This window comes from Accumulibacter sp., from assembly GCF_023806625.1.
Lineage (GTDB): Bacteria > Pseudomonadota > Gammaproteobacteria > Burkholderiales > Rhodocyclaceae > Accumulibacter.
In genome coordinates, this window is the sequence record NZ_JAMTDX010000003.1 from 18,344 (window position 1) to 44,207 (window position 25,864).

The 25,864-nt window shown below is 67.8% G+C and carries 24 protein-coding genes; 11 read left to right on the forward strand and 13 right to left on the reverse strand.

The annotated features are described in order from the left end of the window. Positions 1-4: 4 nt before the first annotated feature. Positions 5-418 (reverse strand): secondary thiamine-phosphate synthase enzyme YjbQ, encoded by a 414-nt coding sequence (locus tag NFW05_RS00555; RefSeq protein WP_295301863.1) that lies wholly within the window; start codon positions 416-418, stop codon positions 5-7. 57 nt (positions 419-475) lie between these two features. Next, the gene (locus tag NFW05_RS00560; RefSeq protein WP_295301866.1) at positions 476-1,018 is read right to left on the reverse strand and encodes a DUF924 family protein; all 543 of its coding nucleotides are present in this window, start codon (positions 1,016-1,018) and stop codon (positions 476-478) included. Between the two features lie 228 nt (positions 1,019-1,246). Here NFW05_RS00560 and NFW05_RS00565 point away from each other — a divergent pair, with 228 nt between their 5' ends. Next, the gene (locus NFW05_RS00565) at positions 1,247-2,377 is read left to right on the forward strand and encodes an NAD(P)/FAD-dependent oxidoreductase (protein WP_295301867.1); all 1,131 of its coding nucleotides are present in this window, start codon (positions 1,247-1,249) and stop codon (positions 2,375-2,377) included. 46 nt (positions 2,378-2,423) lie between these two features. Here NFW05_RS00565 and NFW05_RS00570 read toward each other — a convergent pair whose 3' ends face one another. Further along, entirely contained in the window at positions 2,424-2,831 is a 408-nt protein-coding gene (locus NFW05_RS00570; RefSeq protein WP_295301868.1) for a secondary thiamine-phosphate synthase enzyme YjbQ, read from the reverse strand. Positions 2,832-2,985: 154 nt separating this feature from the next. Beyond that, on the reverse strand, positions 2,986-3,396 hold the full coding sequence (locus NFW05_RS00575; RefSeq protein ID WP_295301870.1) for a hypothetical protein: 411 nt from the start codon (positions 3,394-3,396) through the stop codon (positions 2,986-2,988). A gap of 181 nt (positions 3,397-3,577) precedes the next feature. Here NFW05_RS00575 and NFW05_RS00580 point away from each other — a divergent pair, with 181 nt between their 5' ends. The 3 genes from NFW05_RS00580 (at position 3,578) to NFW05_RS00590 (ending at position 5,903) form a co-directional block, all read left to right on the forward strand. Next, complete coding sequence (locus tag NFW05_RS00580) at positions 3,578-3,922, forward strand: hypothetical protein (protein ID WP_295301871.1); 345 nt, start codon at positions 3,578-3,580, stop codon at positions 3,920-3,922. 257 nt (positions 3,923-4,179) lie between these two features. Beyond that, positions 4,180-5,676, forward strand: coding sequence for a sodium:solute symporter family protein (locus NFW05_RS00585; RefSeq protein WP_295301873.1), 1,497 nt, complete (start codon positions 4,180-4,182; stop codon positions 5,674-5,676). Between the two features lie 26 nt (positions 5,677-5,702). After that, a complete protein-coding gene (locus tag NFW05_RS00590; protein ID WP_295301875.1) occupies positions 5,703-5,903 on the forward strand; it encodes a hypothetical protein in 201 nt (66 codons plus the stop codon). 43 nt (positions 5,904-5,946) lie between these two features. On the opposite strand, the gene NFW05_RS00595 is transcribed toward NFW05_RS00590, so the two are convergent. From NFW05_RS00595 to NFW05_RS00635, 9 genes are all read right to left on the reverse strand, one after another. Further along, positions 5,947-8,970, reverse strand: coding sequence for an EAL domain-containing protein (locus tag NFW05_RS00595; RefSeq protein ID WP_295301876.1), 3,024 nt, complete (start codon positions 8,968-8,970; stop codon positions 5,947-5,949). Positions 8,971-9,024: 54 nt separating this feature from the next. Next, positions 9,025-10,344, reverse strand: coding sequence for a diguanylate cyclase (locus tag NFW05_RS00600; RefSeq protein WP_295301877.1), 1,320 nt, complete (start codon positions 10,342-10,344; stop codon positions 9,025-9,027). Beyond that, on the reverse strand, positions 10,341-10,829 hold the full coding sequence (locus tag NFW05_RS00605; protein WP_295301879.1) for a response regulator: 489 nt from the start codon (positions 10,827-10,829) through the stop codon (positions 10,341-10,343). The genes NFW05_RS00600 and NFW05_RS00605 overlap by 4 nt, the downstream gene beginning before the upstream one ends. A 148-nt stretch (positions 10,830-10,977) precedes the next feature. Continuing rightward, entirely contained in the window at positions 10,978-11,430 is a 453-nt protein-coding gene (locus NFW05_RS00610; RefSeq protein ID WP_295301880.1) for a response regulator, read from the reverse strand. Between the two features lie 37 nt (positions 11,431-11,467). Next, a complete protein-coding gene (locus NFW05_RS00615) occupies positions 11,468-13,120 on the reverse strand; it encodes an ATP-binding protein (RefSeq protein WP_295301881.1) in 1,653 nt (550 codons plus the stop codon). After that, positions 13,117-14,757 carry an ATP-binding protein gene (locus NFW05_RS00620; RefSeq protein ID WP_295301882.1) on the reverse strand — a complete coding sequence of 547 codons (1,641 nt, stop codon included), beginning with the start codon at positions 14,755-14,757 and terminating at the stop codon, positions 13,117-13,119. Before NFW05_RS00620 ends, NFW05_RS00615 begins: the two co-directional genes overlap by 4 nt. Continuing rightward, positions 14,754-16,502, reverse strand: coding sequence for an ATP-binding protein (locus NFW05_RS00625; protein ID WP_295301884.1), 1,749 nt, complete (start codon positions 16,500-16,502; stop codon positions 14,754-14,756). The genes NFW05_RS00620 and NFW05_RS00625 overlap by 4 nt, the downstream gene beginning before the upstream one ends. Next, complete coding sequence (locus NFW05_RS00630) at positions 16,502-17,554, reverse strand: uroporphyrinogen decarboxylase family protein (RefSeq protein ID WP_295301886.1); 1,053 nt, start codon at positions 17,552-17,554, stop codon at positions 16,502-16,504. The genes NFW05_RS00625 and NFW05_RS00630 overlap by 1 nt, the downstream gene beginning before the upstream one ends. Beyond that, positions 17,551-18,345, reverse strand: a complete 795-nt coding sequence (locus NFW05_RS00635) for a cobalamin-dependent protein (RefSeq protein WP_295301887.1) — start codon at positions 18,343-18,345, stop codon at positions 17,551-17,553. Before NFW05_RS00635 ends, NFW05_RS00630 begins: the two co-directional genes overlap by 4 nt. A 249-nt stretch (positions 18,346-18,594) precedes the next feature. On the opposite strand from NFW05_RS00635, the gene NFW05_RS00640 reads away from it, so the two are divergent. The 7 genes from NFW05_RS00640 to NFW05_RS00670 all read left to right on the forward strand — a co-directional run bounded on the left by NFW05_RS00640 (position 18,595) and on the right by NFW05_RS00670 (position 25,852). Continuing rightward, a complete protein-coding gene (locus tag NFW05_RS00640) occupies positions 18,595-20,499 on the forward strand; it encodes a thiamine pyrophosphate-dependent enzyme (RefSeq protein ID WP_295301889.1) in 1,905 nt (634 codons plus the stop codon). Between the two features lie 241 nt (positions 20,500-20,740). Then, complete coding sequence (locus NFW05_RS00645; protein ID WP_295301890.1) at positions 20,741-21,376, forward strand: indolepyruvate oxidoreductase subunit beta; 636 nt, start codon at positions 20,741-20,743, stop codon at positions 21,374-21,376. Positions 21,377-21,488: 112 nt separating this feature from the next. Then, entirely contained in the window at positions 21,489-22,340 is an 852-nt protein-coding gene (gene folD / locus NFW05_RS00650) for a bifunctional methylenetetrahydrofolate dehydrogenase/methenyltetrahydrofolate cyclohydrolase FolD (RefSeq protein ID WP_295301892.1), read from the forward strand. A 139-nt stretch (positions 22,341-22,479) separates the two neighbouring features. Further along, positions 22,480-22,977, forward strand: coding sequence for a 5-(carboxyamino)imidazole ribonucleotide mutase (purE, locus tag NFW05_RS00655; protein ID WP_295301893.1), 498 nt, complete (start codon positions 22,480-22,482; stop codon positions 22,975-22,977). A 192-nt stretch (positions 22,978-23,169) separates the two neighbouring features. Next, positions 23,170-24,327 (forward strand): 5-(carboxyamino)imidazole ribonucleotide synthase, encoded by a 1,158-nt coding sequence (locus NFW05_RS00660; RefSeq protein WP_295301895.1) that lies wholly within the window; start codon positions 23,170-23,172, stop codon positions 24,325-24,327. Then, entirely contained in the window at positions 24,314-25,333 is a 1,020-nt protein-coding gene (locus NFW05_RS00665; protein ID WP_295301896.1) for an L-threonylcarbamoyladenylate synthase, read from the forward strand. Before NFW05_RS00660 ends, NFW05_RS00665 begins: the two co-directional genes overlap by 14 nt. A gap of 57 nt (positions 25,334-25,390) precedes the next feature. Then, the gene (locus NFW05_RS00670) at positions 25,391-25,852 is read left to right on the forward strand and encodes a DUF4124 domain-containing protein (RefSeq protein ID WP_295301898.1); all 462 of its coding nucleotides are present in this window, start codon (positions 25,391-25,393) and stop codon (positions 25,850-25,852) included. Positions 25,853-25,864 lie beyond the last annotated feature (12 nt).

Consider the following 25,864-nt stretch of genomic DNA (forward strand, 5'->3'; position numbering starts at 1 on the left):
CGCGTCAGCCGACAACGGTGACCACGACACGCCGGCGATGGGCGATCGTCCGGTGTTCCCAGAGATAAATCCCCTGCCAGGTCCCGAGGAGCAGGCGGCCATCGGCGACCGGGACCGACACCGCGGCCCCCGCGACGATGTTCCGGCCATGCGCGGCCATGTCGTCGTCGCCTTCGTCGTCGTGCCGATACGCCGGATCACCGTCCGGCGCCCAGCGCGCGGCCAAGGTTTCCAGGTCGCGGCGCACCGACGGGTCGGCGTTCTCGGTCAGCACCACCGAGCAGCTGGTGTGCTGGACGAAAACGTGGGCCAGCCCGCAGCTCACGCCGGCCGCGCGCACGACCCGCGCAACCTCGCCGGTGATCTCCAGCGTTCCGCGGCCGTGAGTATGAAATTCAAGGCTTTGCTGATGGGTCACGGGGCCCTCTCCTCGAGGCGAGTGCGGCAGTTGTGCACTCCGGCAGGCGGCCGATGCTCAGAAGGACGATCCTGGACGCTTCAGGAATTCGATCTCCTCGGGCGTGGACGGTCGACCGAGAATCGCGTTGCGGTGCGGGTAGCGCCCAAAGCGCTCGATGATCGCCCGGTGCTGCATCTCGAAGCGCAGGTTGTCCTCGAGACCTGCGGCGGCGAACAGCCGGACCGCTTGGCGATGGATCAGCCGCGACTCGCTGTGCATGTACGGCAGATAGAGGAAGGCGCGGCGCGAGACGTCGAGCAGCTCGTCGAGTCCTCGCGCAACGGCTTCCTGGGCGAGGACGAGGGCCATTCCGTCGGCGGCAAAGGCCTCCGGACGGCCCCGGAAGATGTTCCGCGAGAACTGGTCGAGGACGATGATCTCCGCGAGCCGACCCTCGCCGCCATCGCGCCAGCCGTGGAGTTCGCCGCGCAGCGCCGCCGAATGCACGGCGGCGAAACGCCCGGCGATCTGCCGGTCGAAAGCCTCGTCCTTCGCCCACCACTGCGACGGACTGATCTCCTCGAACCAGAAACTCAGGACTTCAGCGCTGGTCGTCATCTCCGCCTCCGCAACCTGATCGTCGCCCGCGACCGACCCCGTCGCCGACCCGGCCCTGGTCATCCGGCCCTGCGCACGATGCGGCAGCGCCTGCCGGACGCCCACGACCGACAGTCTAGCGGCTCACCCCGCCGAGCGCCAGACGCCACCGGCAGCGAGCGCTCGCGCTTGCGCTCTGCGCACCGCAGACGGACTACAATTGGCCATCGACAGAGGGAGACACGAGCCTTGGAGAAGGTCGGAGCGGCGGTGATCGGCGCCGGAGTCGTCGGTCTCGCCTGCGCACGCGCGCTCGCGCAGCGCGGCATCGAGACGCTGATCGTCGAGCGGCGCAACAGCTTCGGCAGCGAAACGAGTTCGCGCAACAGCGAGGTGATCCACGCCGGAATCCATTACCCCGAAGGCTCGCTCAAGGCGCAGCTCTGCGTCGCCGGACGGCACGCGCTCGACGATTACTGCGCCCGCCACGTCGTCGGGTATCGCCGCTGTGGCAAGCTGATCGTCGCCACCGCGCGCAGCCAGCATGCGAGGCTCGAAGCCCTGCTCGCTCAGGGCCGGGCCAACGGCGTCGAAGATCTGCGCCTGCTCGACGCTGAACAGGCACGCAGGCTCGAACCCGAGCTATGCTGCACGGCCGCCCTGCTCTCTCCGTCGACCGGAATCGTCGACAGCCACGGCCTGATGCTCTCGCTCCTCGGCGATGCGCAGTCGGCAGGCGCACTGCTGGCCGTGAACAGTCCGCTCAGGCGTGGCTGGGTCGAGACGGCGGGATTCGTCCTCGAAACGGGTGGTGCTGCCGGCGTCCGTTTTCGCGCCGACCTGGTGGTCAACGCCGCAGGACTGTGGGCACCCGCAGTCGCAGCGTCGCTCTCGGGATTCCCGGCCGGACGGCTGCCGACGACTTACCTGGCCAAGGGCAACTACTACGCGCTGAGCGGACGCTCGCCGTTTTCGCGGCTGGTCTATCCGCTCCCGGAACCCGGTGGCCTCGGCGTGCACCTGACCCTCGACCTCGCCGGCCAGGCGCGTTTCGGACCCGACGTCGAGTGGCTGCCCGGACCCGTTCGGGATGGCGAGATCGGCTGGCCCGATTACCGCGTCGACCCGGCGCGAGCCGACGCCTTCTACGCGGCAATCCGTCGCTACTGGCCAGCGCTTGGCGACGGCACCCTCGTGCCAGCCTATTCGGGAATCCGTCCGAAGATCGCCGGGCCGGACGATCCGCCCGCTGACTTCCTGATCCAGGGACCCCGCGACCACGGCATCCCGGGCCTGGTCAACCTGTTCGGGATCGAATCGCCGGGCCTGACCGCGTGCCTGGCGATCGCCCGGCAGGTCGCCGCGATCATCGGCAGCTGAACTCCGTCACCGACTGCCGGCGGCCCGACTCGGTCGGGCGCCGCGTTCAGCGGTCGGCGATGATCGTGCACACGATCCGCCGCTCGCGCCGCGGTCCGTCGAACTCACAGAGGAAGATGTTCTGCCAGCGCGAAAGACCGAGTCGGCCGTCGATCAGCGGCAGCGTCTCGGAAGGTCCGACGAGCCCGGCCTTCAGATGCGCGTCGCCGTTGCCGTCCTGCTCGTCGTGCGACCAGACGCCCCGCGGGATCAACCGCTGGAGAAAGTCGACGACGTCGGTCTGCACGCTTTCATCCCAGTTCTCCTGGATCATGATCGCGCAGGTCGCGCCCTGGGCGTACAGCGAGACCAGACCATCGCGAATGCCGCTGCGCGTAACCACCGGCTCGACGAGGCGGGTTATGTCGACGAGTTGCTCGCGGCGCTGCGTGCTGACGATCAGCGTCTCGCGCATCGCCGTTCTTCGGCGTCCTGCCGGTGATCGCCGGCCGCGTGACCGGCGGCTGCAAAGCGCAGCCGCTGGCCGGCGCGACCACACCGCGCGCGGGTGCGCTCCGCAACACCGCGCGGAGTCGGCCGATCCGGCCGACTCGCGGTACTCTTCGCGGCTACTTGCCCGACTCGCACTTCTTGATGAACGCGGTCTTGGCCGCGCCGGTCAGCGGCTTGCCGTCCTTGCTCACCGCCTTGGCTTCACAGCCCGAAGCCGCCTCGCCCTCGCACTTCTTCATGAACGCGGCCTTTGCGGCACCGGCCAGCGGCTTGCCGTCCTTGCTGACGGCCCTTGCTTCGCAACCACCCGCCGCGGGCGCTGCCGCATGCGCTTCCGCCTTCGCCGCCGGAACGGCCGGCGTTGCCGGAGTCGCCGGGACCGCAGCAGCCGGAGCCGCCGGCATCGCCGCCGGAGCTGCCGGCATCGCCGCCGGCTTCGCCGGAGCGGCCGGCTGGGCAGGGGCCTGAGCGTGGGCCAGACCGGCGGACAACAACACAGCCATTGCCACAGTCAATACTTTACGCATAACCTTCTCCTTGCAGATGGACAGGCGGATCGCCTGTGTCGAACAACGCCCAGGCAGCGTACGCGTTGACAGGAGCATCGCAGAGGCGGCAGCGGAGGCCCGAACCGCTTCTGGAAGAGCATCCCGAAATGCCGAGGGTGCCGCGCAGCGCCGCTTCCCGAGGGCCCAAGGAGAAAGGACCATGGCAGGATTCGAGAACTACGACAACGACACTCGCGAGATCGAACTCGAGATCGAACGCAAGGGCATCGCGCTGGGCATCGACTGGTCGGACGAGGTGCAGGTCCGGAGCCTCGCGCGCGAGGCGCTCGACCACCTTCAGGAACGGGTCAGGATGGCCGCATCGGGCCCGGTCGACCACCAGCTGCTGGCCAGGGTCGAGCTCTTCGGCCTGGCCGGGATCATGTTGCGGACGCTCGAAGAAAGCGCGACGGTCGGCATCGAGAGCCACGGCGGTCCGGCGTGGAAGGCCTTCGCCCGGGCGTTGTGGGCCGAGGCGCAGCAGCGCAAGGCTCCGGCTGGCTGACACCGACGACGACCGGGATGCGGCCGGCCACCAGCCGGCAGGAAGGCGACCACCGGCCGGAGCCGGCAGTCGCTGCGCGACGCGCCGCAGCCCGCTTTCTGGGATAATTCCCGGACATCCCCGCGGATCGGCCGCGGGAGTCCGCCAAGCTGCCCGGGACTGCAGCAGGCCGCGGACGGCGTCATTCCGGCGGGGCCCGGGGGCCTGGCAACCGTGGCGTCGTCGCGAGAAACCAAACCGGCTCCCGGAGTGTCTCGATGCTGATCTGGTTCGTGGTCATCTACCTGCTGCTGTCGATCGGCATCGGGCTTTACGCCGCGACGCGGGTGCACAACACCAAGGACTTCGCCGTAGCCGGCCGCAGCCTGCCGCTGCCGGTGGTCACGGCGACCGTCTTCGCCACCTGGTTCGGCGCGGAGGCGGTGTTCGGCGTCTCGGCCACCTTCGTCCGCGAAGGTCTGCGCGGCGTCGTTGCCGACCCGTTCGGCGCCAGCCTCTGCCTGGTCATCGCCGGGATTTTCTACGGCACGCGGCTCTACCGGCTCAACGTGCTGACCCTCGGCGACTTCTTCAGGATGCGCTTCAACCACACGGTCGAGGTTCTGACCACGGTCTGCATCGTCGCTTCCTACCTCGGCTGGGTATCGGCCCAGATCAAGGCGCTCGGCCTCGTCTTCCACGTGGTCACCGATGGCGCGGTACCGCAGACTGCGGGAATGATCCTCGGCGCGGCGATCGTGCTGACCTACACGACCTTTGGCGGCATGCTCTCGGTGGCCATCCTCGACTTCGTCCAGATGGGCGTGGTCATGGGCGGCATGCTCTACATCGGCTACCTCGTCTCGGCAATGACCGGCGGCGTCGCGGCCGTCCTCGATCAGGCAGCGAGCGCCGGCCGGCTGGATTTCTTCCCCGGGGGTACGGCGACCGAATGGCTGGGCTTCATCGGTGCCTGGGTGACGATGATGCTCGGATCGATTCCCCAGCAGGACGTCTTCCAGCGGGTGACCTCGGCGAAGAGCGCACGGGTGGCCATCCAGGCCTCGATCCTCGGCGCAGGTCTCTATTTCTGCTTCACCTTCATCCCGATGTTCATCGCCTATTCGGCGACGCTGATCGATCCCGCGAGGTTCAACGGCCTGATCGAGAGCGATTCGCAACTCGTGCTGCCGACGCTGGTCCTCGAACACACGCCGGTGGTCGCGCAGGCGATCTTCTTCGGTGCGGTTCTCTCGGCCATCATGAGCTGTTCATCGGCCACGCTGCTCGCGCCTTCGGTCGCCTTCTCGGAGAACATCGTGCGCAGCCATTTCCCCGAACTCGGCGACCATGCCTTCCTGCGCATCATGCGGCTGACCCTCGTCGGCTTCACGGTCCTCGTCCTCGGCTTTGCGCTGAACTCAGAGGCGTCGATCTTCAAGATGGTCGAGAACGCTTACAAGGTGACCCTCGCCGGCGCCTTCGTGCCGCTCTTCTTCGGGGCCTACTGGAAGCGTGCCACGACCCAGGGGGCGCTGACCGCGATCCTTGGCGGTCTCGCGTCCTGGTTGCTGATCGAGGTGCTGGTCGAAGAGCCGCCCGTGCCCGCGCAGCTGATCGGGCTCGGCGTGAGCCTGCTCGGAATGATCGCCGGATCGTGCCTGCCGCAGCGTTTTGGCCGCCCGACGCCGAGGGTCGACAGCCACGCCACGCTTCACCACCATGCCGCCGCTCTGACGCATCATTCCGAGGCGCCGCACCGGCATCCCCATTGACTCACCCCCAGGAAGAGGAGACCGACATGAACCCGACATCGCCCGCCAACTCGCTGGCCAGCCTCGACTGGGGGGCCGTCGCCCTGGTCGCCGTGCTCGCCCTCGCCCTGCTCGGGGCTCTCGTCCTGTTCCTGCGTCAGAACAGGAAGGACCTCGAGTCGCTCGAAGAGACCATCGAGGAAGAAAGGGCCGAGGACGGCGAGGCGGCCGACCGGCCGCGCCCCTGATCGCCCGATCGCTCCGCAAGGCCTCGCCGGCGACCGGCGGCGATCATCCGCCCGCCCTCGCTTGCTGCGCGTCGAGGAAACGTTCGAGGTCCGCGGCGACCAGCGGCGGGCTGAACAGGTAGCCCTGGTACGCGTCGCATCCCTGCGCCTTGAGCAGGTCGCGCTGCGCGACGCTTTCGACCCCTTCGGCGATCACCGCCAGGCCCAGACTGCTGGCCAGGGCGACGATCGTCCGCGCGATCACCTCGTCGTTGGGGTCGGTGAGCAGGTCGCGAACGAAGGACTGGTCGATCTTCAGCTGATCGAGAGGGAGCTTCTTGAGATAGGAGAGCGACGAGTAACCAGTACCGAAGTCGTCGAGCGAGAAGCAGACGCCGCGATCCTTGAGCGCGCTCATCTTGGCGATGATCTCCTGGACGTTGTCGAGCAGCATGCTCTCGGTGAGCTCGAGCTTCAGGTTGTGCGGGTTGGCACCGCTGCTGGCCAGGACGCCGAGGACCTGCTCGACGAAATTCGCCTGGCGCAGCTGCCGCGCGCTGACGTTGACCGAGACGGTCAGCCGTTCCCGGCCGGGGCACTCCGCCCAGACGGCAACCTGCGCACAGGCGGTTTCGAGGACCCACAGCCCGAGCGGCAGGATCAGCCCGGTCTCCTCGGCGAGCGGGATGAACTCGGCCGGAGAGACCAGACCGCGTTGCGGGTGCTTCCAGCGAACCAGCGCCTCGACGCCGACGACACAGCCTGAGCCATCGACCTGCGGTTGATAGCAGAGGAAGAACTCCCGCCGCTGCAGCGCTTCGCGGAGGTTCTTCTCGAGCGCCGCGCGCGCCGTGACCACGGCCTGCATCTGCGGATCGAAGAAACGCAGCGTGTTCCGCCCGGTCGCCTTGGCCTCGTACATCGCCAGATCGGCCCGCTTCATCAGTTCGTCGAGCGCATCCCGCTCGCCGCTGAACAGCGTGATGCCCACGCTCGGCGTGTTGTGGTATTCGTGGCCAGCCAGGTCATAGGGGCGATTGAGGACTGCAAGGATCTTCTCGCCGACGATCCGGCTCTGGGTCACCGCTTCATCGATCCGCTCGCCGAGGTCCTCGAGCATGACCACGAACTCGTCCCCGCCGAGACGCGCGACCGTATCGCGACTGCGAATGCAGTCGGAAAGGCGGCGAGCGGCCTGCTGCAGCAGGAGGTCGCCCTTCTCGTGCCCGAGCGTGTCGTTGAGCGTCTTGAAATTGTCGAGATCGATGAACAGCAGCGCACCCTGGCGACCGCGCCGGGCACTCGTGGCCATCGCCAGACGCAGGCGCTCGTGCAGCAGGCGACGATTGGGCAGCCCGGTCAGCGCGTCGTAGAAGGCCAGATGCCGAATCTCCTCCTGAGCAGCCTTGCGCATCGTCAGGTCGGTCAGCGTCGCGACATAGTGCGTCACCCGGCCATCACTGTCGGTCACCGCCGAGATGGTCAGCCACTCGGGATAGATCTCGTCGCTCTTTCGCCGGTTCCAGATCTCGCCCTGCCAGGCGCCGGTACGCTCGAGGCTTTCACGCATCTCCGCATAGAAGGTCGCGTCGTGCCGACCCGAGCGGAGCAGCGACGGGTTGCGCCCGACCGCCTCCTCGGCCGAATAACCGGTAATCTCGGTGAACGCCTGGTTGACCCGCAGGATGATCCCGAACGCGTCGGTGATGAACATCCCCTGCTGCGATTCGAAGGCGGTCGCCGCGATCCTCTCCCACTGCTCGGCGTGCTTGCGATCGGTGATGTCATGCGAGACGACGACGATCCGCACCGGCTGTCCCTCGCTGTCGCGGATCACCTTTCCCGACGACGACATGTGCCTGACGCTGCCGTCTCGACGCACCAGCCGATACTCGATTTCCTGGCCGACGCCGCTCTGTGCCGTCTCGTGAAACACGCGCTGGACGAGATCGCGGTCCTCGGGATGCACGTCGGCGAACGAGTCGCTGCCGCGCAGGTTCCTCGCGTCGCCGAAGAACTGCCGGTAAGACGGACTGTTGTAGAGTCGCCGGCCTTCGAGGTCGAGCACGGCGATGTGCTCGCCGATGCTCTCGGAAATCAGCCGGAAAAACTCGCGCTGGTCACGCAGGCTCGCTTCGAGTTCCTTCCGCGCGGTGACATCCTGCGCCGTCCCGACGCTGCGCACCGGCCGCTCGTCGACGTCGAACTCGACTTCGGCACGCAGCACGATCCAGCGAACCGCACGGTCGACGACGATGCGCAGCTCGATGTCGAAGGTGTCTCCATGAAGCGCCGAATCGCTCGCCTGCTTCAGTGCAGCCCGATCGTCGGGATGCACGATAGCCAGAAACGACTGCATATCCCCGGTGACCCCCTCGGGCAGACCGAAGATCCGGCAGGTCTCGGCCGACATCTCGATCCGCCCGCCGATCAGGTCATAAATCCAGCTCCCGACGTGGGCAACGCCCTGAGCCCGGTTCAGGTCGGCCTCGCTGGCTTGCAGTTCGGCGGTCCGCTGGGCGAGGTCACGGCCGAGCTGCCGAACCTCGTCGATCCGGCTGCGGTACGAGCCGACCAGATGAATGATCAGCAGCGCGGCGACGACGACCGCAGCGGTCTGGACGACGCCGAACATCAGCGCCGGGGTCGGCGGCCGAGGCGGCAGCCAGGCCCAGAGGTCACCGGCGACGAAGCCGACGATCGCGGCGACGGTCAGCGCGGCGATGACCACCGCCGTTCTCGGGCCGAGCAACCAGCCGCCGGTGAGGATCAGTAGCGGATAGACGATCACCAGCAGGCCGCGGACCCCGCCGAAGAAGGCGGTGATGCCGATCACCGTGAGCCAGGTTCCCCAGACGAGGACGGCCAGCGCGGCGCGTACGCGCCCGGCACGAAGCTGACGCAGCGAGATCGTCGCGACGACCGCGAGAAGCGCGGGCCCGACGGCACGCAGCGGCTGGTCGGGGATGACCAGCAGGATCGTCAGCAGCACGCCGAGCGCGCCGCAAAGGATCGCCCGGCTCGCCGCGCGCAGGAAAGTCAAGGACGGCGCCCAGAACATGGGCTGATCCTCGCGCGTTTCAGTCACCGCACCCCGCTCCCTGAGCACTTCATCCCTCCTCGTCGTTCCCCGCTCCGGTGGTCAGGCCCTCGCCGTGTCGGTGATTTCCCGGAAGAACCGGTAGCAGTTGCGGCCGGCCTTCTTGGCCAGGTACATCGCCAGGTCGGCGTTCTTCAGCAGGCTGTTGGCGTCTTCGCCATGTTGCGGATAGACCGCGATGCCGATGCTCGCCGAAACGACGATCTGATGCGGTCCGATACTGAATGGCCGATTCAACGCCGCGAGGATCTTGCCGCCAACGAGAACCGCATCGACGGCCTTGTCGATCTGCGCCAGCAGGATGACGAATTCGTCGCCACCGAGGCGCGAGATCGTGTCCGATTCCCGGGGCACGCAGTTCTGCAGGCGCAGAGCCACTTCCTTCAGCAAGAGGTCCCCGACATCGTGACCCAGCGTGTCGTTGACCGGCTTGAACTGGTCCAGATCGAGGAACATCAGCGCCAGTGTGCTGCGTTCGCGCCGCGCCTGGGCCAACGCCTGAAACAGACGGTCAGTCAGCAGCACCCGGTTGGGCAGATCGGTCAGCTGGTCGTGGTGGGCGAGATGCTGAACCCTTTCCTCGGCGGCCTTGCGCTCGGAGATGTCCTGCTTGATGGCCACGAAATGGCGAATCCGGCCATTGACGTCAGTCACCGGAGAAATGGTCAGCGCCTCGTCGTAGAGGCTGCCGTCCTTGCGCCGATTGATCAGTTCACCGCTCCACACGCGACCGTCCAGTATCGTTTCCCACATCCGCTGATAGAAAGCGGCATCCTGCTTGCCGGAGTTGAGCATTTCACTCGTCGTTCGCCCGACCACCTCATCGAGCGTCAGACCGGTCATCCGGGTGAACGCCGGGTTCACCCACTCGATCCGCGAATTGACGTCGGTAACCAGGATGCCGTTCGCCGCCGAGTTCAGGGCCGCCTCGAAGAGTCGCAGGCGGGACTCGAGCTTCTGCCGGACGAGCGCGTGGCGGATCGCCCTGCCGAGTGCGTCGTGGTCGAACTGGCCCTTGACGAGGTAGTCCTGAGCCCCGGCTTCGAGCGCCGCTTCGGCCAGCTGATGATCGTCCTGGCCCGTCAGGACGATGACCGGCACATCCGGAACGACCGAGCTCATCACCTGAACCGTCGCCAGTCCCGCCGAATCGGGCAAGGAAAGGTCGAGCAGCACGACGTCGGGCGCGACACTCACCGCCAGCGCAGCGCCGTCGACCAGCGTCGACGCGGTCGCCACGGAGCCCCGGTCACCCCCACGCCGCAGGCCGGCCAGGCGGAGGTACGCCTGGATCAATCCAAGGTCGCCCGGATCGTCCTCGACCACGAGAATCGCGATCTGCGACTGCGCTGGCTTGCTCATCGACGGTCCTCCGTTCCCCCCAGTCTGCCCGGCGACCACCCGCCATCGTGCGGCAGACACACCAGTCCGAACCAGTAGTCGCCAAGTGCGTCGATGACCGCCAAGAGATCCTCCGCCTCCTCCCCTCGCGGCAGGCAACTCGCTGCGCCAGCCCGGTAGGCGGCACGCACGTCGTCGTCGGGCAGCAATGGAGCGACGACGATCACCGGGACCGCGCGCAACGCTTCGTCCTGCTTCAGCGCGCAGAGGCATTCGAGGGCGCCGGACGCCGGGCTGCCCAGGTCGAGCATGATCAGGTCCGGGCACTCCCTGGCCGTAAGGTCGTCTCGCCTGGCGGACAACCAGCCGCGCGCCTCTGACCCATCCTGCGCTGCGTGAATCTCGACCTCGCACATCCTGCACAGCAGAGACTGCCGCGCGCGACTCGCCTGGTCGGCGTTCCGGGTGACGATCAGCATTCGTCTGCTACGCAGCCGCTGATTCATGAACTCGGACCAGCCGCTGTGAAAGAATCTGCCGCGCGACCGATCCGCGCTGTTGCCCGCTCGCTCACTTCCCGCCCATCGCTCTAATATACAATCGTTTCGCTCACGCGCGCGGCCGCGGCCATGCCGGCGATCTGCTCACCGCTTCTCACTGTCGCTCCGGAAGTCGCACGACGCTGCCCCAGTAGGTCGTCAGCTTGCGTATGTCACGGATGAACTCGGTGACGTCGGGCGACTTGGCGAGATAGCCGGCGGCACCCAGCCGATACGCGGCGACGACGTCGCGCTCTGCGCGGGAGGTGCTCAGGACGACCACCGGAATCTCGCGCAATTCGCCATCTTCCTTGATCGCTGCGAGAAACTCCCGGCCGTCCATGCGCGGCAGGTTGAGATCGAGCAGGATCAGGTCCGGACGCACCGCAGCGGCGAAGCGCAGACCCTGGCGGCGCAGGTACTCGAGCGCTTCCCGGCCGTCGACGACGTGCTGCACGTCGGCAGCGACGTGGTTCTCCTTCAGCGCCAGCCGAAACAGGTGGGCATCGGCCGGCTCGTCCTCGGCCAGCAGAATGACCAGTTGAGGGGCCGGGGTGTGGGCTGTCATCGTCTTGCACGCGATCCAGCAATGCGCCGATACATGGTCACGACCGGCCCTCGGGCGCCAAGTTCTCCTCCCCTGCCGGCAATTCCAGCACAACTTGGCAACCTCCGCCAGGGGCTTCCTCGATCCAGGCGTGGCCACCGATGCTCTCGGCAATGCGCTGCAGCAGCGCGAGCCCGATACCGGTTCCCTCGCCGCTGGCCGAGAGGCGCTCGAAGACCCGGAACACCCGCGCCCGATACTCTGGTTCGACCCCGGGGCCGTTGTCGCTGACCCGGTAGCGGACGAGGTCCCCGCTGCGTGATCCATCGATCTCGATGCACAGCGCATTCTCGCTTCGGCCGTGGTCCAGCGCGTTTTCGAGCGCCACCCGGAACATGTCGCCGAGGCGCGGTGCATCGATCCGGGCACGCGGCAGCGGACCCACCCGAACGCGCGCGCCGGCTTCGCCAATCGACTCGGCGAGCCTGCTCAGCAGCGCGGCCACGGTCTGTTCCGCGTCACAGGACTCGACCCGGCCACGCGGCTGGTCCGCGGCCAGGTACAGCTCGACATCGCGCAGCAGTTCCTGAAGGCGGCCCGCCTGCTGGCCGATGAAGTCGAGTGAGATGTTCGCCTCGGGGTCGTCGAGTCGTCCGGCGAGCTGGCCCTTGAGCCGACCGGCGTAACTGACCATGCGGCGCGCCGGTTCCTGAAGGTGATGCGCAGTGACTTCGGCGAAGCGCTGCAGGTCCGCCGTGCGCTGTGCGACCCGGCGTTCGAGATTGCGCTCGTGCGCCTTGGCGGTTGCGGCGAGTCTCGTCTGCCATCCGGCCTGCCAGGCGAGCAGTGCGCAGAACAGCAGACCGACCAGCGACTGCCAGAGCAGCCCGGGCACATCGCCCCAGCCAACCGGTGGCGCGAGCCGCAGGATCAGGCTGGCGTTGGCTACGGGAACGACCCTTTCCACCGGATCGCTCCCGACGGCGCTGGCCGACCTGGCAATCAGTTGCGCGCCGTGGCTATCCGGCGACGACCAGAGCACTTCGTAGCCATAACCATGCTCCACCAGTTCCGCGAGGCGCACCGGCGCGGCGATCTCGTGAACAGCGATGACCGCGATCGCCAGCCCCCAGAATCCGTGCTGACCGTGGGCCTCGTCGACGAAGATCGGCAGACAGCCGGCGAGTGCCAGGCCGCCGTCCATCGCGTAGGGGCCAGCGATCGTCAGCTGGCCGGTGTCGCGGGCGCGCCGCGCGGTCGCACCGAGCAGCGGGTCGCCGAGCAGATCGTGCGCGATCGCCGCCTCGTGGCCATCCGCTGGCGCCACCTGCCTGACTACTCCCCCGCGAGCGAGTTGGAGCATCGTCGACCCCGGAAAATCCCGCAGCAGGCCAGCGATCGCCGGCAGGCGGTCTTCGCTACCACTCCTCCAGCCCTGGCGAACGATCGCCGACAGCGCATAGGTCGCCGACAACGCACGCTCGAGGCCCGACTGCATCGCGAACGCCTGTTCGGCGGCAAGAGTCGCGGCCAGGCCGCGAGCATCGCGCAGGCGGTAGCGCTCCTGGCGCCAGATCAGCCCGGCGACGAGCGCTGCGGCGAGGACGAAGACGGCCAGCGCGATGCTGATCGGCTGACAAACCCGGGCCGCGAGCAGCGCCCGGATCTGCGACGGCCGTGCGGCCACGCCGCGGCTGATCCGCGCGATCACGAACGTTCCCCGGGAACGGGCAGGACGAGGTGAAAGCAGCTGCCCAGCCCTTCACCTGCGGATTCGACCCAGATCCGCCCGCCGTGGTGCTCGGCGATCTTCCGGCACAACGCCAGACCCACTCCGCTGCCCTCGAACGATGCGCGCCCCTGCAGACGCTGGAAGACGTGGAACAGCCGTCCGATCTGTCCGGGGTGAATGCCGATGCCGTTGTCCGCGACCGACACCTCCCATTCGTTGCCCGACAGCCTGCTGACCACGGTGATCTCGGGAGTCCTCCCGCTGACGCGAAACTTGGTCGCATTGCCGATCAGGTTCTGGAACAGGCGCAGCATCTCGTCGGGGCGAACATAGACCCGGGGCCACCGGCCACGCACGCTGACTCGGGCCTCGGCCTCGGCAATCGCCGGCTGCAGAAACAGCAGCGCCTCGTCGAGAACCACCCGGCTGTGCAGCCAGACCGGTGGCTCGCCCAGACGGCCGACTCGCGAGTATTCGAGCAGCGCGACGAGCATCCGGTCGAGGCGCCGCGCACCGTCGATCGCGAAGCTGAAGTAGTCGTTCTGCTCGGCGTCGAGCCGACCGGCGAGGCTGATCCCGAGCAGCTGCAGGTAACTGGAGATCATCCTCAGCGGCTGGCGCAGGTCGTGCGAGATCGCGTAGCTGAACTGTTCGAGTTCGGCATTCGACCGACGCAGCTCCTCTTCGGCCTGCTTGCGTTCGGTGATGTCCTGCGTGGTGCCCAGGCTGCGCAGCGGTCGACCCTGCCCGTCGCGGGTCAGGTCGGCCTGATGACGGACGTGACGCGGCTTTCCACCGACGATGATCCGGTGTTCGTGCTCGAACTCCTCGCCGCTGCCCAGGAACTCGTGCCAGGCCTCGATGAACGCCTCGCGGTCTTCGGGGACCAACCTGTCGAGATAGGTCTGGCAGCTGCCGACCGTCCCCTCGGGAACGCCGAATATCCGGCAGCTCTCGGCCGAGAGCTGCATCTCGTCACTGACCAGCTCATAGTTCCAGCTCCCGACGTGGGCCACCGACTGCGCCCGAATCAGCATCGCCTCGCTTTCGCGCAGGGCCTGCAACGCGCGATCGCGTTCGCTGACCTTCTCTTCGAGATCGCGCTGCAGGCTCTCCTGTTCGCGCATCAGCCGATAGGTGCGGATCGCCGAATAGACCTGAACGAATATCCGGTTGGCGCTGAGTTCCGACTTGAGCCGATAACCGTCGATCGCGTAGCCGCTGACCACCTCGCGCTGCGGGGCATAGCCCGGCTGCCCGGTGAGCAGGACGATCTGGATGCAGCGATTGCCGAGTTCATCGCGCACGTGGCGGACGAGTTCAAGCCCGGCCTGGTCGGACTCCATGACCACGTCGAGGAGGATCAGGGCAACGTCGGGATACTCGGCCAGCAGGGTCTTCGCCTGACTCGCCGAGCGGGCGTCGAGCAGCCGCAACCGGCGGCCTTCGACGAGCACGTCGTGTAGCGCCAGGTGCAAGACGGCATGGACGTCCTGCTCGTCATCGACGAGCAGGACTCCCCAGCAGGGAAGATCGCGCTGCAACACCTCGTCGGCCGGATCGGGGGCGAAAAGCACCGGAAAGTCGTCGCCATCGCCAGGCAGACCGCTGCTCATCTTGGAACCTCGAGGTGAAAGCCGAGACCCTGGCCCGAATCGTCGCAGCACCTGATTCGACCGCCAAGGCGATGGGTGACCAGATTGTGCACCATGAACAGCCCGAGCCCGGCCCCGTGCTCGTGGTCGGTGGTGAAGAAGGGCTCGAAGACCCGGCCCGGCTCGGTCCCCTGAAGCCCGCGACCGTCGTCCCGATAATCGAGGTGCAACGATCCACCGACGACGACGACGCCGATCATGATCTGCCCGCGGGCGCGCCCGACGAAGGCGTGGCGCAACGAGTTGCCGATCAGGTTGACCAGGACGCACACCCAGTCGGCGAAGAAGCTCTCGATCTCGATCCGCGGATCGCATTCCAGCCGCACGGCCACGCGGTCTCCCGACAACGCAGCGCCGAAACTGCGCACCACCTGATCGAGGCAGTCCCGCAAGCTGAAGCGCAACCTCTCGTCGGGACGCTCGTCGAGGGCCACCTGGTGGAAGCTGTCGACCAGCCTGGCGATCCTTTCGAGGCTCGACCGGACGAGCCGGTTCGCCGACCTCGCCCGGTCGAGGTGTCGAGTCAGGTCGGACCGGCTCAGACAGCCGGCAGCCAGCCGCTCCACGATCTCCCGGGATTCTCCGTGCATGGTCGACGACGCGGTCAGGGCGATGCCCAGCGGCGTATTGATCTCGTGTGCGACTCCGGCGACGAGAGCGCCGAGCGAGGCCATCTTTTTCGCCGCCAGCAACCGCTCACGCGCCCGGGCATTCTCGATGGCCAGCGCGCAGACTCCGCTCATCGCCAGCGCATGGTTCAGGTAGCGTTCGCGATGCTGCGGACAGGCCAGTTCATCGACGGCCAGCAGACCGAGCACCTCGCCCCGTCGGGCGATGCGCAGCATGAAGCCGCGACCCGAGGGCGTCCAGTCGTAGTCGTCCTGCAACGCCAGCAGCGGTCCCAGCAGGTCCTGCGGCACCGTGGCGTCGGGATTGGCAACGCTGTTCTCCACCGTCACATGATAAAACCTGCCGGGGGCAAAGAGCATCCCGAAGAGTTCGCCGATCGTCGTGAGCACCTCGGCTTCGTTGCTGCTGCGCGCCAGCCGGGCGAAAAGATCGATCGCCGCGAAATGCTCGGCAAGATTGCGTGCGATCCGCGCATCACGCTCGCCGATGGTCGCTCGCGCCTCGTCGAGGCGCCATTCCAGGACGCTCCTGGCGAATGTCTGGCGACACTGCCCGAGTCCGACGGACAGGCGACCCGCCGGCAGACCCAGGCTCTTGGCCATCTCGGCAAGCAACGCCGGGGCTGCGGAATCGATGCCGGTGTCGAGGAGCACGATGCGCCGGGCGAACTCGGCGAAGAACTCCGCCGCGCCATTGGCGCCGAATCCCATCCGTGAAAGATGGCCTCGCCAGTCGGCCAGCCAGCCGGGACTGACCAGATAAGCCCCCTCGGCCAGGGCCTGGTCGACGACCCCTGGGTCGGCAACCAGGTGGAAGCACTGGTCGAGCACGCGGCGCCGCAGCGGCCCGCAATCCGACAGCCGATCGAGGCCGACGAGGCAGGGTCGTCCGAGGACGAGCAGGGCAGCACCGGCGTCGCCGATCGCCGGCTGGAGCTCGTCCCAGCCAAGCGGCGGGCAGCCACAGCGCGCGCACACGCTGCTCACCTGGACGTCGTCCCAGCCCTCGGCGGCAACGGCTGCGACGGCCTCGCCGGCGAAGTGCCGGCAGACGACCAAACGAAGAGCACCGGCCATCAGCCTGCCCGAGCCGCGCTGGGAATCCAGTCGAGCGGATAACGGCCCCAGCGCTCGACGGCGTCGCCGATGGCCATCAGGACCTGGTCGGCGACCTGCCAGGGAATCTCGCCGTGGTTGTCGGAAAGGATGAAGCCACCACCCCGCGCCGCACCGGCAATCGCCCGCCTGACCTCGGCTTCGGCGCGCACCGGCGTCCACCGGCGCATCTCGACCCCGTTCAGATTGCCCAGCAGGGCCACGCGATCGCCGGCCGCCGCCTTGAGAACACGCAGGTCCTCGAGCGCGCTGACGCCGACGGCGAGCGTCCCGGTGTCGGCGAGGTCGCCCATGATCGGCAGCGCGCGCCCCGAAGCCAGATGCGTTGCCGTTGGGCCCGTGATCCGGGCGAGGGTCCGCCGCGCAACCCGCCGGCCAGTCTGCCGGTAGAGCGCCGGCGGAATGACCGAAGCCGCAGACAGCGGATCGAAATAGCAGATCGCCGTCGCCCCGGCGGCCAACTGTGCGTTGGCCCAACTGACGGTGAATTCCTCGTTGACGCGCATCAATTGCTCGAAGCGCGCCCGGTCGTCGTGGATCAGGTCGAGGTACGCGGCGAATCCCATCTGCATCACGGGCAACGAAAACGGAGAAATCGCCACCCCGATGACCGGCACGCGGTCGCCGGCAAAGTCGCTCAGCCGGCGAATGGTCTCGATGACCCGCAGCAGACCCGGAGCGTCGTCGATCGCCGGCGGATCGAGCCTGTCGATCAGTGACGCGCTGCCGATCACCGGTTCGCCGCAGGCCGGCGGCCCATCGGCCCGGAAGTGTGTCGATCCACCCCAGGCCTCGGCCTCGATCGCTGCATAGAAGAAGGCGTAGAGGCAATCGCCGCGGTACTTCCTGAATAGCCGCAACTGCCCCTCGACGACGTGCTCGGCCGCCGAAAAGTACTCGGCGATCGGCATGCCCAGTTCGCGGGCGCCGTGCAACGTGGCCAGCAGGAAGAGCGGAACGCGGTCGGGCTCCTGGTGCGCCAGCGCAGCCAGGCAGCGCTGCATCGAATTCATCGCCCCTCCTCGAGCAGCGCACGAACGATTCCCGGCGCGTCGCCGGCAGTGCGCCCCATGGCGTGCGCACCGACTTCGCGCCAGAGTTCGGCATCGAAGTGGAAGGGCGCCCCGCCGACGGCCACCCGGACCGGCAGGTCGCGCGCCCGCAGGGCCGCAGTCAGCGCTCCGACCTGGAGCGCGGCGGGCAGCATGAGCACCGAGATCAGCAACACCTCGAGGCGATCCGCAGCGACGCGCGAGACGAGCTCATCGACGTCCATTCGGCCGTAGTCGAGGACCGCGATCCCGCTGGCGCGCAGCACCGCGCTGACGATTCGCTTGCCGAGGAAATGGTAGTCGTTGAGCACGACGATCGCCGTCCGTGGCCGCTCACCGCCGGCTTCAATGCCTGCCGGGAAGACCCCGGAGACCAGCCGTTCGCAGAAGCGGCCGGCCACATAGACCTGCGACAGCGCCGTCCGTCCCTCGTCCCAGCCCCGGCCGATCGCTTCGAGCGCCGGAACGATCAGCTGCTCGACGGCTTCGATCGGGGCACGGTCGGCAAGCGCCAGGCGAAAGAGTGCGTCAGCCCGAAGCTGATCGAGTTCCTCGAGGGCCGCGAGAAAACTCTGCGGCAAGTCGCTCATCGCCATCACCTCGCGGCAACCGGGTAGTCGACCAGGCGACTCCGGCGGCCAGTCGTTCCTGCTCGCGGCGTCGGCGACCACCGGCCAAAGCGATTCGGCACGGGCTTCGCGCTGCTGCGCGAAGCCGGTCGCGGACGCTCCGCGAGCGCAGAGCATTTCCATGAATTTTCGTATACGGCAGGCACCCGGCCGGGCTTGAGATCTCGCCGCAGATGGTTGGCGCGAGTTCGCCCCGGCGGCCGGGTCGGAAAGCGATGAAGCTCGCCGACGGCACCCACGCACTGCCGGCGGCGCGGCGCTGTCAGCCGGACCCCCGGCCCGCGAAGCCGCCAGGATCTGTGTCAGTATACGGGCCTTGTCAGGGCGGCGCCGAGGGCCGCCAACCAGGAGACCCGTTGGCGAGGAAATGCAATGAGTGCTGAAGCAGTGATGTCCGGGCGGCCAGTGGCACCGGCAAGCCGATTGCTGATGTCGGGAAACGAGGCCGTGGCGAGGGCGGTGTGGGAAGCGGGCGGCCGCGTTGCGGCAGCGTACCCGGGTACACCATCGACCGAGATGCTCGAGGCATTGTCTGCCTATCCGGACATCTACAGCGAATGGTCGGTCAACGAGAAGGTCTCGCTCGAAGTCGCTTTCGGAGCGGCAATGGCCGGTGCCCGAAGCTTCTGCGCGATGAAGCACGTCGGGATGAACGTCGCCTCGGATGCACTGATGACCATGACGCTGACCGGCGTCGTCGGCGGGCTGGTCATCGCCATCGCCGATGACGTGGGTCTGTCGTCTTCGCAAAACGAGCAGGATTCGCGCTTCTGGGGCCGCTTCGCGCACGTTCCGCTACTCGAACCGGCCGACTCGCAGGAAGCATACCGGTTCACGCTGGCCGCTTTCGACCTGTCCGAGCGCTTCGAGGTGCCGGTGATCGTGCGCATGACGACACGGATCTGTCACGTCAAGGGATTGGTCAGCACCGGCGAACGCAGCGCGCGACCGACCGCCGGCTTCGCCAAGGACGCCAGCCGCTGGGTGATGGTGCCCAGCGCAGCCGGTCGCCGCCTGCCGCTGATGTTCGAGCGCGAACGACGTCTGCGCGCCGAGGCCGAAGTCTCGCCGCTCAATTTCGCCGAGTCCGGAGGTGACCGCCGGATCGGCTTCGTCACCTCGGGGCCGGCCTACATGCACGTCCGCGAGAGTTTTCCCGACGCGCCGGTGTTCAAGCTCGGTCTGTCGCATCCGCTGCCATTCGACCGCCTGCGCAGCTTCGCCGCCGAGTGCGGGCAACTGGTCGTCGTCGAGGAAGTCGAACCGCTGATCGAGAACGAGCTCAAGGCGCAGGGAATGAAGGTGATCGGCAAGGACATCCTGCCCTTGTCGGGCGAACTCTCGCCGCAGGTGCTCAAGCCGGCGATCGCTCGCCTGCTCGGCGACGCGGCGCCCGAACCGTCCCGCGCTCAACCGATGCCGGTCTTCCCGCGTCCACCGACGATGTGCGTCGCCTGCCCACATCTCGGCGTCTATTACACGCTCTCGCAGCTACGCAACGTGACCATTTCGGGCGACATCGGTTGCTACACGCTCGGCTTCGGACAACCCTGGAACGCCCTCGATGCGTGCATCTCGATGGGCGCGTCGATGGGCATGGCGCTCGGTCTCGACAAGGGACGGAGTGAATCCGAGAAGGACCGCAAGGTGCTCGCCGTGATCGGCGACTCGACCTTCCTGCACATGGGTATGCAGGGACTGCTCGACATCGTCTACAACCGCGGCAACGTCACCGTCCTGCTGCTCGACAACCGGGCAGTGGGCATGACCGGCGGTCAGGACAATCCGGGAAGTGGCCGGGACATCCACGGCAACGACGCTCCGCGAGTCGATTTCGCCCAACTGGTCAGGGCGCTCGGCGTGCGCGAAGAGCGCGTCCACGTGGTCAACGCCTACGAACTGCCGGTGCTGCTGAAGACCCTGCGCGAGGAAACGAAGATCCCCGAACCCTCGGTGATCATCACCAACCAGCCGTGCGTGCTGATCAAGGACTACCACCCGCTGAAGCCCTACAAGGTGCTCGACGAGCGGTGCACCGGCTGCGGCAACTGCATCGACGTCGGCTGTCCGGCGATCCATGTCACGCGTCGCGACCGGGTCAGGAAGGCCAGCGGCCGCGAGGTCGACCTGGCCTTCGTGCGCATCGAGAGCGCCGCCTGCACCGGCTGCGGACTGTGCCTCAAGCCCTGCGCGCCTGACGCGATCGTCCATGTCGACACGCTGGCGATGCCGATCAAGGTGGTCCGCAAGGAGGCTGCAGCACCGACGAGCGCGTAGCCTGGCGACGCGCTGCCGGAGACGAGCCCGACGGCGGCCGAGGCGCAGCAGTCGCGTGGCACCGACGGCGGTCGGCAGGACGGAGCACCCCGCGGCAGGGTTACCGGCGAACCAGCCGAGTGGTCCACCGGCCTGCCGGGGCAGCACCCCCGAGGACCCCGCCGCACTGCTCCGAGGGCAGGTCGGATAACCGCCTCGGGCGCCGTTTCACCTCATTCTGACCGACGGAGACTCCAGCCCCATGGCTCAAGAAGCAGCTTTCACCACCACCAACATCCTGGTCGTCGGTACCGGTGGCCAGGGCGTGATGACCGCCACCGAGATTCTCGCCGAAGCGGCGATCGCCCTCGGCCACGACGTCAAGAAGACCGAAGTCGCCGGAATGGCCCAACGCGGCGGGGTCGTCTCGTCGCACCTGCGTTTCGGCCAGCGCGTCCTCTCGCCGCAGATCACCCCGGGAACGGCTGACGTCCTGCTCGGCTTCGAGGCTGCCGAAGCGATGCGCTGGCGGCACATGCTGCGCCCGCAAGGGCTCGTGCTGATGAACAGCGGACGTCTGGTGCCGCCGGTCGTCGAACTCGGACTCTACGACTATCCCGCCGACCCGGTCGGCGCCATGCGCGCCGCCGGGACGCACGTCGTCTCTTTCGACGGGTCGGCGATCGCTCTCGGGCTCGGCGACGTTCGGCTGGGCAACACGGTGATGCTCGGGGCGATCTCCGACCATCTCCCCTTCCCGGCGGAAGTGCTCGAGCAGTGCATCCTGAAGCGCTTTGCGCACAAGAAGCCGGAAATCGTCGAGCTCAACCGGCGCGCGTTTGCCGCCGGCCGAGCGGCTGCCGAGGAAGCAGAGCGCGTATCGGCCGCGGCCGACTGAAGCGCTTCGCGAATGTGCGCTAGAATCGATTCCCTGGCGCAGGCCGCTTCGTGCCGGCTCCGCCACCGTTCGGCCAGTGCCGGGCGCTGGCCTCTTTCCCCGGATTCAGACCATGACCGCAAGAATTCTCGACGGCAACGCGCTCGCCCAGAAGCTCCGTGCCGATTTCCGCGCACGCGCCGACGCGCTGGCTGAGCGGGGCAAACGCCCCGGCCTCGCGGTGATCCTCGTCGGCGAAGACCCGGCGTCGCGGATCTATGTGCGCAACAAGGTCAACGCCTGTGCGCAGGCCGGTCTTCATTCCGAAAGGATCGGCTTCGCGGCTGACGTCGCGCCGGAAGTCGTACTCGCGAAGATCGGCGAACTCAACGCCGACCCGCGAATCCACGGCATCCTGGTGCAACTGCCGCTGCCCGGACATTTCGACAGCGACGCGGTCCTCAAGGCCATTTCCCCGGCCAAGGACGTCGATGGTTTCCACGCCGAAAACGTCGGTGCGCTCGTCCAGGGCCACCCGCGCTTCATCCCGTGTACACCGTACGGGGTGATGCAGTTTCTCGCCGACTCGGGAATCGACCCGAAGGGCAAGGAGGCCGTCGTCCTCGGTCGCTCGAACATCGTCGGCAAACCGATGGCCATGCTGCTGATGCAGGCCAACGCGACGGTCACGGTCTGCCATTCGCAGACACGCGACCTCACCTTCCACACCCGGCGCGCCGACATCCTCGTCGCCGCGCTCGGCAAGCCGCGCTTCGTCACCGCCGAGATGGTCAAGCCGGGGGCCGTGGTGATCGACGTCGGGATCAACCGCCTGCCCGACGGCAGGCTCTGCGGCGACGTCGACTTCGGCCCGGTCAGCGAGATCGCCGGCGCGATCACCCCGGTTCCCGGTGGCGTCGGCCCGATGACGATCACCATGCTCCTCGCCAACACGCTCGAAGCCGCGGAACGGGACGTGCACTGAGAAGTGGTGAAGAAATCGGCGCGAGCAGGCCGACACACCGCGCGCCCGAACGAGGAGACAGCGCGAATCGATGAGCGAGGAGTGAGCGAATGAGCAAGACCGCAGATTGGCCACGCAGCAGATTCATTTACAGACTCTGATGGATCAGCCGCAACCGCTGATCGGAGTGGTCATGGGCTCCGACTCCGACTGGCCGACGATGCAGGCGGCAGCCGTACTGCTCAAGGAGTTCGGGGTCGGCTTCGAGGCGCGCGTCGTCTCTGCGCACCGCACGCCGGACCTGCTCTTCGACTATGCAGAAAGCGCCCGCCAGCGCGGGCTGCGGGCGATCATCGCCGGCGCCGGCGGTGCGGCTCACCTGCCGGGAATGCTCGCCGCGAAGACCACGGTACCGATTCTCGGCGTTCCGGTTCAGTCCAAGGCTCTGTCCGGACAGGACTCGCTGCTGTCGATCGTCCAGATGCCCAGGGGAGTCCCCGTCGCCACCTTCGCCATCGGTGAGGCCGGAGCGGCCAACGCGGCGCTGTTCGCGATCGCCATGCTCGCCGGTGACGACGCCGACCTCGCCAGGCGGCTCGACGAGTTCCGTCAGGCCCAGGCGAGGAAGGTCATGGCCATGAAGCTCCCCGAAGTCTGACCGGCCAGTGCGAGGTTCAGAGGTTGTGAATCAATCCACTGCGCAGCCGACCTGCAGCGTCGCTCGCTCCGTTCCCGCCTATCGATCCGCCATGTCACGTGGTTCGCTGCAGGAGGGAAAGCAGAGGACGCTGCCCTTCCTTCGCGCCGGGCCTCTCGGCCGGCCCGCGACGATTTCTTCACGCCCTCTGCGATGATCCTCCCTCCGGCGACTCTCGGCATGCTCGGCGGCGGCCAACTCGGCCGTTTCTTCGTCGCCGCGGCGCACGAGATGGGTTATCGCGTCTGGGTTCTCGACCCCGACCCCAACAGCCCCGCCGGTCGAATCGCCGACCGTCACCTGCCGACCGCCTACGACGACTACCCGGCGCTCGACGAACTGGCGCAGATCTGCGCGGCGGTGACCACCGAGTTCGAGAACGTTCCGTCGGGTGCGCTCGACTACCTCGCCAAGTTCGTCGTCGTCCGACCGTCCGCCGCCGCGGTCGCCGTCTGTCAGGACCGCATCGCTGAAAAGAACTTCCTCCGCGACCAACGCCTGCCCCACGCGCCCTTCTCCGCAATCCACGACGAACACGAGTTGGCGCAAGCCGGCGACGACCTCTACCCGGGAATCATCAAGGTCGCCCGCTTCGGCTACGACGGCAAGGGACAGGCCGTCGTAGCCGGCCGCGATCAGGCGCTCGCCGCATTACGGCAGTTCAACGGCGAAGCCTGCGTCCTCGAGCGCCGCCTCGACCTCGAGCGTGAAGTTTCGGTCGTTCTCGCCCGCGACGCAGCCGGACGGGTGGCGAGCTTCCCGGTCGCCGAAAACAGCCACCGCAACGGGATCCTCGATCTGTCGGTAGCACCGGCTCGAGTACCCTGCGCGTTGCGCGAGCAGGCGGCCGAACTCGCCGCCGAGATCGCCGCGAGTCTCGACTATGTCGGCACGCTGGCCGTCGAGTTTTTCATCGTCGCCGGCCGCCTGCTGATCAACGAAATCGCTCCACGGCCGCACAACAGTGGCCACTACACGCTCGACGCCTGCCTCAACAGCCAGTTCGAGCAACAGATCCGCGCGCTCTGCGGACTGCCGCTGGCCCTCGGCGACGCACACTCGGCGGCGGCGATGGTCAATCTGCTCGGCGACCTGTGGTTCGACCCCGCCGCCGGCCATCGCTCGCGCGAGCCGGACTGGTCGAAGCTGCACGAAGTACCGGGCCTGAAGCTCCACCTCTATGGCAAGCATCACGCGCGCCCCGGCCGCAAGATGGGTCATTTCACGGTGCTCGACGCCGACCCCGAGCGCGCCCGGCAGACCGCGCTGGCCGCCCGTGCGGCGATCGGGATCGTCGATGCCGGTTGCTGACGCCGACGAGATCGGCCTCGCCGTCGCGCTGCTCCAGGCTGGCGAACTCGTCGCCTTTCCGACCGAGACGGTCTATGGCCTCGGCGCCGACGCGGCCAACCCGCTGGCAGTGGCGCGGATTTTCGCAGCCAAGGGACGGCCGGCGAACCATCCGCTGATCGTCCATCTGCCCGGCGACGCCTACCTCGAGCGCTGGGCGCGCGAGATCCCGGACTGCGCGTGGGAACTCAGCGAGGCGTTCTGGCCAGGTCCGCTGACGCTGATTCTCAGGCGCGCACCCGGCGTACCCACGGCAGTCACCGGCGGCCAGCAAACCGTCGGCCTACGCGTCCCGGCGCACCCGCTGGCGCTCACCCTGCTCCGTGCCTGGGCCGAGGCCGGTGGCGGAGTCGGCGGGCGCAGCGGCATCGCCGCACCGTCCGCCAACCGCTTCGGCCGGATCAGTCCGACCGAGGCGACGCACGTGCGTCAGGAACTCGGCGAGCGGGTCGGGCTGGTACTCGATGGCGGCCGGTGCCCGGTCGGCATCGAGTCGACGATTCTCGACCTGAGTCGGGGCGACGACCAACCGCCAAGGCTGCTGCGGCCGGGACGCATCAGCGCCGCACAGATCGCGCTGGTCACCGGCCTCTGGCCGGAGCCGGCCGGCCGAGAGACTGGAGACGACGCGCCGCGAGTCCCGGGGTCGCTGGCCGCGCATTATGCGCCGGCCACCCCGCTGCGCATCGTCCCCGCCGAGCGGCTCGGCGAGGTCGTCGAGCGCCTGCGCGGCGGCGGCCGGCGTTGCGCGCTGCTCTGCCACAGCGCCTCACTGCCGGCCGGCGACGTCACCGCGCTGAGCCGGCTTCCCGACGAGCCCTGGGGCTACGCGCGCGGGCTGTACGCGACGCTGCGCGAGCTCGACGAGGCCGGGGTCGATCTGATCCTCGTCGAGGAGCTTCCCACCACGGCGGCCTGGGCGGCGATCGCCGACCGCCTCGCCCGGGCGGCGTGCGCACCGCGCTAGCCGGCATGCGGCCGCTTGCCGTTGGTTGCTGAACGGTCCACGCGCCAGGAGATGTCCATGCACAAGAGACTGCTGACCCTGCTGCTGCTGCTCGTCGTCGGAGACAGCTCGGCAGCGAGCATCTACCGATGGGTCGACGAGAATGGCGTCACGCACTTCTCGGAAACGCCTCCAGTGACGCGCAAGGCCGAGGCGATCGACAGCGCAGCGTCGCCGTCGACGAGCGGCCAGACCCCCCGGCCAGCGGCAAAGACCTGGCAGGAAAAGGAGGTCGAGTTCCAGAAGCGGCAGATCGAACGTCGCGAGCAGGAGCGGAACCAGCAGGCCGAAGAGGAAAAGGCGAAGGCGCGCAGAATGAGATGCGTCGCTCTCAAACACGACCTGGCGCTGGCGGAGAGGTCGTCGGCCACGTACTCGCTCGACGAAAGCGGCAAACGGCTCTACTGGAGCGAAGAGAAGCGCGCCGCGCAGCGGGAGGCGCTGCGCAAGGAAGTCGCCGCAACCTGCGACGGCCAATGATCGCCGACCGCG